This window comes from Frisingicoccus sp., assembly GCF_048388605.1.
Taxonomy (GTDB): domain Bacteria; phylum Bacillota; class Clostridia; order Lachnospirales; family Lachnospiraceae; genus Frisingicoccus.
The window spans coordinates 1-11,488 of sequence record NZ_DBGCTU010000006.1 but is presented as its reverse complement, the minus strand read 5'-3'; the positions used below and the strand labels follow the sequence as shown (position 1 = coordinate 11,488).

Here is an 11,488-nt window from a genome sequence, read left to right as displayed (position 1 = left end):
AATTCCCTCCATCTTTTATGTAATATTGGAAATAACATGTAAAATCCGAATATAGTCATATCAACACATTTTAATTACTGACACCCTTTTCGGCCCATTTTCATACCATATTTAGCAAATTGAGTAAGTACAGCTAAATCATCATATCCATATGCATCTCTAACATCTTCATATCTCTTAACATAGTAATTGTAATCATACACATCTGAATAATCAACACCATCTAATTCGGTAAGATAATCCTGCATTTCAGAACATCCTGTAGCTATTCTCCCTTCAATATATCCATGTTCTGCATAATGCTTATAATATAACTTCAAATCATTTCCAAACACTCGACGCAAATCTTGATATTGATATATGTATGAAACAACATCAAAATTTTCATTTGCCTGGCGTCCTTCACTCATTCCATATTCCACAAAATGTCTAAAGGCCGCTTCTTCATCATCACTATAGGCTTCCTCTATATCTTTATAATGATGAATATAGTATTCGAAATTATAAACCGGTGAATAATCTATCCCCTCATACACGACAGTATCGCCATCCACCTCTATATCAATCCTCGGATTCGTCTCTAAACCTTTCTTGATTTTGTAAAACATTACTCCGCCAATCAGACAAATCATGAGTACTAAAACAAAGGATACTTTTACTTTTTTTCTGCTTGATTCTTTTGCTACAGTTTCTACCCTACTTAACTGCTTGTATTGCCCCAATAATATCACTTCTTGTTCATTGTTGTGTGCCATAAAGATACTAAAAACAAGCTGTAGTACAAAAAGGATACCCCCAAGCAAACTCACCAGCATACCTTCTTTTAAATATGGAATTGTATATACTGCCTCAATCTTATAATCCCCTGGATTCAATTTCACACCTATAAATCCATAGTTTGTATTAATAATATCCTGTTGATTACTATTAGCACACACCGTCCATCCCTGCTGGTCTGGAATTGCCAACATTAAAAGACCTGACTGCGATACTTTTATATTCCCTTCAATATGGCCACTAGCCGTTTCAGTAAAAGTGCCAATTTCTGCCTTCCTGGCCTCCTCTGAGCTAAAAACTTCACCTTCTCCTTCAACAATTGCCATATCTAAAACAAAGGTCTTCCTATCCTCCTCCAGCATCGCCTCGCACTCATCCTTAGAAATCGTTTGTTCGTACCAACGGGCAATAGATTCCGCATACTTGTTTTTGTAAATGTAAATCCCATCCACTGTATCTACATATTCAAATTCATCATAATTCCTCGGACCTCTTGATAAATAATATTTCACATTTAGCATCTGCAACGGAATAATATCAGTTTTATTTTTAAAACTAAACGCCCTAAAAGCAGCCAAATAATTTGCACTGCTATACAGATGATTATAAAAATCTGCTACATTTCTATTTACTGTACTGTTGTAATCTGTTACAGAACCATAGCCTTCCAGTACAGGATCTCCGTACTTTGTAAAGTCTATATAATTTTTTTCCACACGATACACCGACTTATCATTTTGTTTCAAATAATCTAAAGCTGCCAATGTACTATTTACCTTCATGTCATAGCCATTTTCCTGCAAAAAATCCGCTTTAGTTACGCAATTTCTTTGATTATTTGTAATATAATTATCCATTATCGTCGTCACCAAAAACAGGCCAAGTAACACGAAGAATGCTAACTCTCTATGAATTTTATTTCTAACAATATAAATAAGCGTTCCTGCAAAAATCAAAACCAAAATGCCATAAACAATACTATAACTCTTCACCTCTCCTGAAGCTTTAAAAAATGAATACATTAAAATAAAAATACTAACAGATATTCCACAAATCACTCCGCAAATACTAATTCTAGCCTTCTCTATACACTCGCTCCACACAATCCCTGTCATCAGTGCAAACATTGGAATTATAACAAACATATATCGTCCCTGAGGATAAGCAAATCCATTAAATGCCATAGAAATTCCTCTATTGAACATAAAAAATATGCATACGCATACACAAAAAATATAATAAACTGATTTATTGTATTCTTTACTTATATTCCTGATAATCCACGCTATAAACTGGGTAAAAATCATAAAAATAAATACTGTATAAAACACCGTGGGCATTTCATAATAATTCCCCCATCCCGGCAATGCATTTCCGTCTATATACAGTAAATTGTTTGATATTAACCGACTAACTGTCTGACCTATATGATTCAACGGCGATATAGAAAGAAAATATTCCAAAAATCGGCTAACTAAAGAAGAGCCTGAATTTAACCTTGAAGAACTATTAAACAAATAGGCTGCTGATGGCAATAAAATAACGCCAGACAACATAATTCCCGACACAACCGCAATCAAAATGCTTACTGACATTTTTATACGTCCCAGCCATGTCATTGCATCGCCGGGGTAAAAAATTCTCACAATAAAATACATGCCGCAAAACATTAAAATCATGTATGCCATATAATAACTGTATATCATAGAGAACATGACAGAAACAGAAAGGAATGCCTTCCACTTATGCTGACGCTTCCTGATACTACTTTCAAGGAAAAACAATATCAACACTAAATAAACACTTCCAGTTCCCATAATATAATGTTGTCCCCATAACATTAAATAGCCGTTAAACGCATATAAATATGCGCCCAAACATGCTGCCACCTCGGAGATGTTAAATAATTTTAAATATATTCTACACAAATATGCAGATGCTAAAATTTTAGCAATCTGCATAATAACCAACATATATTTAACTGTTTCAATGCCTGCAATAAGACCTGGTATAATAACAATAAGGCCAAATGGATCCAGTGTCTGCGAAACATTATTAATCATACTTGTCCCTAATGCATGCTGGCTATTCCAAACACCAAATGTTCCATCTTTAATCCTCGAAATCAAGCTTATATAAAAGGGATAGTACTGATTTAATGTATCACTTCCAACATCATTGAACATAAAAAATTTATTACCACAAAGGAAATCTCCAAAAATAAAAACAATAGAAAATATAAGAGCTAAGCTAAAGGCCCCTAATACTACCTTTCTATCTTTCAACTTTGCTCCTTCTATCATTACCCTCAAACCTTTCTTCTTCATTTAGAATCTGGCGTACAACATACAGCGGCCTTTGTTTTGTCTGCATAAAAATATTTCCTACATATATCCCAACCAGGCCAATAACCATAATGATAATCCCGCCAATAAGACAATTCGTGGCTATAATACTTGTCCATCCCGTTGCCACATCTCCAAAAAAGTAATTGACAACCAGAAAAATAATAACCAGAAAGGAAAAACAAGTCATTAAAAATCCCAATCCGACTGTAAATTTCAACAACTTATCCGACTGTGATGTTAAAATTTCTCCAGCCATTTTAAAACGCTTTTTCATATCATACGAGGATTTTCCTTCTTTTCTCTGATTGTGTTCGACATCAATCACTGTTTGTCTAAACCCAAGCCATTTTACATAAATAACAAACGCACGGTGTAATTCCCGCATTTTACAATAATTTTCAATAACAATCCTTTTACTAATGCTAAAATTACAAACGGCCGGATCATAATCTCCATCTGAAGCAAAAGAATAAATCTTATAAAATATTTTGGACACTAAAACTTTCAAAAAAGAATCCTGCCTGTTTTTACGCCGGGCAAAAACAACATCATAACCTTCCTGGGCTTTATTATATAAATTAATAATCTCCTCCGGGCGATCCTGAAGATCACAATCCATAACAACAACCCAATCCCCTGAAGAATAATCCAATCCTGCAGTAATTGCTTTAATCTGTCCAAAATTTCTGGATAATTCAATTCCCTTTACTCTGACATCCTTTTGACAAATCTGCCGGATGACTTCCCAGGAATTCTGAGGACACGCATCATTCACAAGAATAATTTCAAAACTTTTCGTTATCTTCGATACCGACTTCACAAGTCGCTCATACAATTCCCAAAGGGCCGCCTTACACCCATATACCGGAATAACCACCGAAATGTCCATAAATGCTTCCTCCTAAATGTAAAATATAAAAATCCCCAGCAAAATCAAAAGATTCCCCAAAACTTTTCTTTTGGTAATGGGTTCTTTAAAAAACAAATAACTTAGAAACATAATCAAAATATATCCCAGCGACTCAATCACAGGTCCATTTTTATAAGCAATTCCCCGATATGCCAAAATTGTCAGGATTGTCGAACCTACCATCATTCCATAGCCTATGATTACATACGGGTTCAAATATTCCTTAATAAAATTATCATACTTTTTTCCCGCACTCTTCTTAAGCAATATCTGTGAAAAAGAGGCAACAAGTACAGAAAGAAACATACATGCCCAATAAATCATCCTAATCCTCCTTATTCACAATCATAGTGCCAATGAGCACCACAACAACACCGAGAATATTTTTTATAGTAACATGCTCAGAAAAAAACAAACCGGCCCAAAGCATTGACCACAACAACGCAACACTCCGATTGGCATAAGCCACGGACAAATCCACTCTTTTAATAATCTGCTGCCATAAAATGGCGTAAATACCTAAGATAACTATCTCGGCGCCATAGCACAAAATAAAGCCCGGTGAAAGAAATGCATGCTGCGAGGCAAATTTAGCTGCCACCCCTGACATTGTATAGACGATAACAATCACCTGCAAAAAAAACAATATCAAAAACTTACTTCCCTTTTTTTCTTTCATCGCTCTAATATTTCCTTTACTTCATTATAAGTTTGAGCAGTAAAAATATAATATCCAAATCTTGTTGAACTATCTACAACTTCATGCTCACCTATATCTTCTATTTCACTCACATAATAAATAGATTCCGGTTTTTTCTCTTTGAGTTCTTCAAAAACATCTAAATCTTTCTGGGAAAAAACGAAACGAATGGCAGCATATGCCGGAGTACGCTCCTGCTCAAATTTGGGCGATTTTCCTGCAGCAACATCAATCACCATTTTGACAAAGTCATATCCTGTGGATAAATATACCAAATGCGAGCCAATACAGTCGCCTCCCATCCTGGAGCCAATCTCTATGACCCGAATATTCCCTTTATCATCCATCTTAAATTCCGCATGGGATGCGCCATAACGCACTTTCAACGCATCCAATGCGCGATGTATCTCTTTTTCAATCTTATTATATACTTCCCGATTTATATTTGCCGGTTCCGCATGCCCTGTCTCTATAAAGTGCGGTGCTCCTGTCGTATATTTTCTGGTTACCGCCAGTGTATGATGAATCCCCTCATAGGATATACTCTCGCAGCTATACTCTTCACCATCAATATATTCTTCAATGATAGCACTTTTTTCAAAGGAATCTTTTACGGCAGCTCTTACCGCAGTCCTTAATTCATCAATACTGCTGATTTTTGTAATTCCCCGGCTTCCGGAACGGTCCGTGGGCTTGACAATCAATGGAAAACTCAAATTCGAGATTGCTTTCTCATAATCATCCCCTTCAACCACTTTTACAAAGCCCGGTGTCGGTATCCCATGCTTCTTCAAAGCCTCACGCATTGCATATTTATTGGTTGATATATAAATACTCTCCGCACTATTGCATGGCATCCCTAATTTTTCAGCCAGGTACCGCACTGTAATATTGGCCAAATCCGATGCAATTGTAACAACTGCCTCGGGCTCTATCTCTTTACATTTTTCTAATATTTCCTCTTTTTCGATAATGCTGATAGGATAAAAATAATCTGCTGTCCGTTCTCCTATAGAGCCATCCTGCCATGCAAACACATGGGTCTCATACCCCATCTCTTTTGCCTTTAGAATCAAAGGATTCTGAAAGGAATTTGCGCCAATAATAACTATCTTTTTCATACTAACCTACTTCTCTTTTTTCCTGCTTAAAATAAAACTATCCCATCTTCCGCTTTCCAGTTCTTTTTTATAGTCAATCATCATATCCTTATACGATATATACTCTGGAGAAAATCCAAAATCCCTTTTCGCTTTCGTCATATCAAATAAAAATGACGGCGTATTATTCGGTTTCTCTGGACGATATACAATGCCCGAATCCTTCCCTTCCCCAAAAACTTCAATTACAGTTCGAACCTGCTCCTCAAGAGTTACTTCTGTTCCTGAGGTCATATTATAGAGCCCCCTGGTCTTATCACTTTTCAAAGCCAATTCAAATGCTCTGGCCACATCCTTTACGTAAATAATATCTCTCGAAATCTCCGGATCGCCCCAAATCTCAATATCCTCTCCCGAAGATGCCTTTTCTATAAATGTCTGAATACCTGTTTTATAGTATTTCCCATTCACATATATTTCTGAATGAGGTCCAACCCCGTATACCGGCGGCAGCCTGAAAGAAGCACATTGCATACCATGCTGCTGATTGTAATATTCCATGACATCATTGGCTGCATTTTTTGATATAACATACACTGCATGATCTCCGGTATATTTAAAATTTCTTGGTTCATCTTCAGTCAGCGCTACACCTTTTTTCCATGAATTAATAACGTCCGCATAACTACAGGTCGAAATCACTTTCTGAATGCCATTTTTCCTGCAATATTCCAAAACATTAATTGTGCCAATTACATTAATACGCATATAATCTGCCGCATTTTCATCTTTAGAAATATCCACCGGCGTATTTGCCGGAAGAAGCCCTGCCAGCAAAATGACACCTTCAACATTTTCTGTTGGTAAAACAGCAAAGTCCTCTGCCCTGGAAATGTCAAGAACCTCTGTCTTTGCTCCCTTTCCCCTCAAACTATCAAGCATCACTTTGTTTCTGCCTGTTGCAAGCACATCATATCCTTTACTCAAAAAATGTTCCACCGTATACATTCCTATAAATCCTGTGGCCCCAATAATAACAATCATAAAGTATCTCCTCTAATTTAAATCACTATTTATAAAATTCGTGTACCTTATCAATAATATATTCAACGCTGTCTTCTCCCAGTGTATAATACATCGGAAGCCTTAATATCCGTTCACTCTCTTTTGTTGTAAACTTATCTTCTCCGGAAAATACTCCATACTTCATTCCGGCCGGAGCTGAATGCAATGGAATATAATGGAATACCGCCTGAATATCATTTCTTTTTAGAAACTCAATCAATTTCGTTCTTTCCTCTAAGTCTCTTGCTTTCAAATAAAACATATGTCCATTATGAACACAGCCCTCCGGAACAAACGGGAGATTTATTTTTCCCTTTTCTTCCAAATCCTGAAGACCTTCTTTATACATATTCCATATTTTTAAACGCTTATCATTAATCTTATCCGCAACCTCTAACTGAGCATACAGATAAGCCGCATTTAAATCACTTGGCAAATAAGACGAACCCCTATCCACCCATGTATACTTGTCAATCTGCCCTCTGAAAAACTTGCTCCTGTTCGTTCCCTTTTCCCGAATAATCTCTGCACTCTCAATATCTTTTTCATTTTGAATCAGAAGGGCTCCGCCTTCACCCATACTATAGTTTTTTGTTTCATGAAAACTATAACATCCAAAATCACCAATCGCTCCTAAGGATTGCCCCTTATAGCTGGACATCACTCCCTGCGCTGCATCTTCAATAACACACAAATGATGCTGCCGTGCAATGTCCATAATTTTATCCATTTCACACGCCACACCTGCATAATGAACCGGTACAATTGCCTTTGTCCTATCTGTGATTGCATTCTCTATCAATAATTCATCAATATTCATCGTATCTGGACGTATGTCCACAAAAACAACCTTAGCGCCCCGTAATACGAAAGCATCTGCCGTGGAAACAAATGTATACGAAGGCATAATAACCTCATCACCTTCTTTAATATCCGCCAGCAACGCTGCCAGTTCCGTTGCATGAGTACAAGAAGTTGTCAATAATGCCTTCTTTATGCCTGTTTTTGTCTCAAGCCATTGATTACATTTTTTAGTATATTCTCCATCCCCACATATTTTTTTGTTTCTTATTGCATTTTGTATATATGCCAAGCATGATTCTACATATGGCGGTTCATTAAAATTAATCATAACAACGCTCCCCAAACACTAATATTCAAAGCTTTACGTCTTCCAACTCAACTTCTATTACCATAATAATACTATGGGATTTGAACGAAACATCCAAATCCCATAACTTATAATAGCTCAGCTTAAAACTACAACTATAATAATTCCTTTAATGGCATCCATAGCGTTCACACATATAATGTATTGTCGGATCTGTTGGATCCCATGTATGCCATGATGGAACCGGGGTAAATGAAGGCTTATCAATTGGGCCACCAGACTCATACGGAGTAATATATATTTGAGTTCCCAATGAGCAGTTATCATATATCCATTTAGCATCTCCAGCCTGTAAACGTATACAACCTAAAGATTGAGTCGTGCCTAAATAATTATACATTAAATCCGTATATAATGTTGTTGGATCAGCCACCCGATATGGTACTGAATGGAATAAATAATCACCTGAAATCTGGGTACACCATTGAGCTTTAGAACCGCCAACCATCGTTAACCACCTAAATTTATTCGGCGAATAGTACGTGCCTGTTGGCGTACCATTGCCGCAGGACGTAATCATTGCCTTCACCGGCACTGTATAATTACCATATTCGTCTTTTGCAAAAACAATAAGATAATTCGACCATTTATAAACTTTAATATAAAATGGACCTGTGACAAGTCTGGAAACATCTGTATCAATTTCACCATCTGAATTAATATAACGTTTATACCCATCAATCCAACGCCATGTATTTTCCCATTTTTCTTCGATATTAAATGTAGTCTCTGTCACAAATTGGGTTTCACCCGAGGTTATATACATATGGCAGACATATTCTCCGGCCACCTTGTGACGTTTGCTATGAACATCTGCGCTCCATGTACCATCCGGGTTTTTCTTTGCCGAGTACCATACCAAATCATCTGAGCCCTCTTGCACACTCCATGCAGCAAAATCCATTTTTGTAACATCATCGCTTACGCCATACAGCCTGATTCTTGCTGAGCGAGAATCTATCCGTTCAGACACAGCTTTATACCCTAATTGTATATTTATTTTATCCTCTTTAATAAATTGCTTCTCGCCACTCGGCAATTCTGCATATGAATGAATTGTATAATCTCCCGAATGCCACTTATGCCTAAGAGCATCTACAGTTGCTTTATACTCTCCATTTTCCTGTCGCTCGGCCTTATACCAATAAATATCGCTTTGATCCGCACTACACCATACCGGGACCCACACACACTTAATTCCATCTGTTGGTCTACTGGTTAATACCTTCACATCAAACGTACCGTTTTTCTGATTAATGTTTGATACCTCGATAGTTTCTTCCGGTAAGCTATCAACTTCAAACGTCATATCCTTAAGAAAACTCATTCCGCCATTTCTATCCTTAATGTACGCATGCGCAATATATGTTCCAGTATCCTTATGGTTATACAATAATACATCTAATGCATAGCCTGTTCCGTCTTTATTAGCCGTATACCAATGCAAATCATCTTGACCGTTTTTTTTGCTCCAAACAGCAAAAAGCACCCTATCCTCTATTCCCTGTGTAATCACAGAATTAAGCGTCAATTTGACCGAATAGTCCTTCCCTGTACTACTATCATAAAACTCTCCTGCACTCAATTTCAAAGAACATTTAGCTGAATTAATAAAATTCAATTTATTTTTTTTATCCAAAATATAAGAATGAATTGTATAATCGCCAATATGGTACTGATGATTTTTCACATTAACCTGAACTGTGTATCTGCCATCACTTTTTCTTTCCGCTTCGTACCATTTAATATCACTTTGATCTGCTTTACACCATACCGGAACATACACCTTTGATATATTATCCAAAGATTCGGCCAAATATAAATTTACATTAAATGTTCCTGAATTATTATTAATATCCGTAATCGTCAATTCAGATACACTAGGTATTTTACTAATGTTGAATGTCAAGCCTTTCAAAAAATGCATGCCTCCATTTTTGTCCTCCATATAAGCATGCGCATAATACAAACCCGTACTTGCATGATTATGTAATAATATATCTGCTGAATAATTTGCAGCATCGCCAGAAGCTTCATACCAATAAAGATCATCCTGACCGTTTTTCGCACTCCAAACAGCGAAATATATTTTTTTATCTATTCCTTGAGTAACCACCGAATTTAATGTTAATTTTCTAATATATTCTTGTTCCGTATTGCACACTGAAAATTTATCGGCGCCAACTTCTACATTCGTTTGTGTACTGCCGACAATTTTTTGACTTCCATCCTTATTTTCAACATACGCATGTATCAAATACCGCCCTGTGTGATATTGATGATTTTTTATATCTACTTCTACAAAATATTTACCATCCGATTGTCTCGTTGCCTCGTACCAGCGAATATCACTCTGATCCTTTTTACACCATACCGGGACATATACTTTTGATATAGCACTTTCAGGGTAATTTAAATACACAGCTACATTAAATGTTCCTCTTGAATTATCAGAACCGCTCACTTCGATTGATGCCTCTTTAGGAAGACTATCGACATTAAAAGTCGTCGATTTCAAAAAATACATATTATCATTTTCATCTTTAATATACGTATGAATGTCATATACTCCAGAATCCTTATGATTATAAAACCATACATCTGCCGCATACCCATCCCCGTCTTTTTGAGCTTCATACCAAACAAGATCATCCTGTCCATCTTCTCGACTCCATACTGCAAAATAAACAGACTTCTCTACCCCCTGTGTATTTACATTATCAAGCTTCACCCGCATAGAGTAACCACTATTCTGAAGATTTGTTATAAAATCTCCGGCACTTAATTCAGCCTTAAAACTTGTGGAGCCAACAACAGTTTTTTCGCCACTCTGTGACTCTAAATATATATGAGTTATATAATTTCCCAGATGATTCCGATGATTCTTCAAGTCGATATTGGCAATATAACTACCATCTGACTGTTTCTCAGCTACATACCAACATATATCTCCTTGATTTGGCTCAGACCATGTTGGTGCATAAACTTTATTTACATCAGTCTCTTCAATTCCAGAAATTCGAATCGCATATTTGCCATTACCACTTTCTGTCACAGATACACTCTTTTCTATAGACTGCCTACTAGCATATACCTGTATATTTTCCGAGCTATCCCGAATAACTTCGGTTGATGGCTCTGTTTCCGCTTCTGTCTCGGTTAAAGCCACCGTATCTCCTGAATCATTCATAACTTCATCCGTTTCTTTTGAAGATTCCTCTTCATTGGATTCGCCCTCAACCAGGGTTTCTGATTCATTAATATTATCATCTGCAAATGCCGGTTCGGCTATTAAAGTCGTATACGGTAAATCATGGGTACCGTTGATTTTATAGGCCGCCATTGCTGGCGACCAAATAACCATATTTATTTTACCCGGCATATTTCCGGCAGCTTTGCAGACCACGGCAGAAGTTC

Annotated in this window: 8 protein-coding genes; all 8 read right to left on the bottom strand. The window is 36.7% G+C overall.

What is annotated here, in order from left to right:
* Window positions 1–74: 74 nt before the first annotated feature.
* The 8 genes from ACMN7X_RS00880 to ACMN7X_RS00845 all read right to left on the bottom strand — a co-directional run bounded on the left by ACMN7X_RS00880 (window position 75) and on the right by ACMN7X_RS00845 (window position 11,453).
* Window positions 75–3,062, bottom strand: coding sequence for a YfhO family protein (locus ACMN7X_RS00880; RefSeq protein ID WP_418745622.1), 2,988 nt, complete (start codon window positions 3,060–3,062; stop codon window positions 75–77).
* The gene (locus ACMN7X_RS00875) at window positions 3,052–4,014 is read right to left on the bottom strand and encodes a glycosyltransferase family 2 protein (RefSeq protein WP_418745621.1); all 963 of its coding nucleotides are present in this window, start codon (window positions 4,012–4,014) and stop codon (window positions 3,052–3,054) included. Before ACMN7X_RS00875 ends, ACMN7X_RS00880 begins: the two co-directional genes overlap by 11 nt.
* A 12-nt stretch (window positions 4,015–4,026) precedes the next feature.
* Entirely contained in the window at window positions 4,027–4,359 is a 333-nt protein-coding gene (locus tag ACMN7X_RS00870; protein WP_418745620.1) for an EamA family transporter, read from the bottom strand.
* Window position 4,360: 1 nt separating this feature from the next.
* Entirely contained in the window at window positions 4,361–4,714 is a 354-nt protein-coding gene (locus ACMN7X_RS00865; protein ID WP_418745619.1) for a transporter, read from the bottom strand.
* A complete protein-coding gene (locus ACMN7X_RS00860) occupies window positions 4,711–5,856 on the bottom strand; it encodes an ATP-grasp domain-containing protein (RefSeq protein ID WP_418745618.1) in 1,146 nt (381 codons plus the stop codon). The genes ACMN7X_RS00865 and ACMN7X_RS00860 overlap by 4 nt, the downstream gene beginning before the upstream one ends.
* A 6-nt stretch (window positions 5,857–5,862) precedes the next feature.
* Window positions 5,863–6,879, bottom strand: coding sequence for an NAD-dependent epimerase/dehydratase family protein (locus tag ACMN7X_RS00855; RefSeq protein ID WP_418745617.1), 1,017 nt, complete (start codon window positions 6,877–6,879; stop codon window positions 5,863–5,865).
* A gap of 25 nt (window positions 6,880–6,904) precedes the next feature.
* Window positions 6,905–8,032 carry a dTDP-4-amino-4,6-dideoxygalactose transaminase gene (gene rffA / locus ACMN7X_RS00850; protein WP_418745616.1) on the bottom strand — a complete coding sequence of 376 codons (1,128 nt, stop codon included), beginning with the start codon at window positions 8,030–8,032 and terminating at the stop codon, window positions 6,905–6,907.
* A 148-nt stretch (window positions 8,033–8,180) separates the two neighbouring features.
* Window positions 8,181–11,453 (bottom strand): GBS Bsp-like repeat-containing protein, encoded by a 3,273-nt coding sequence (locus ACMN7X_RS00845; protein ID WP_418745615.1) that lies wholly within the window; start codon window positions 11,451–11,453, stop codon window positions 8,181–8,183.
* Window positions 11,454–11,488 lie beyond the last annotated feature (35 nt).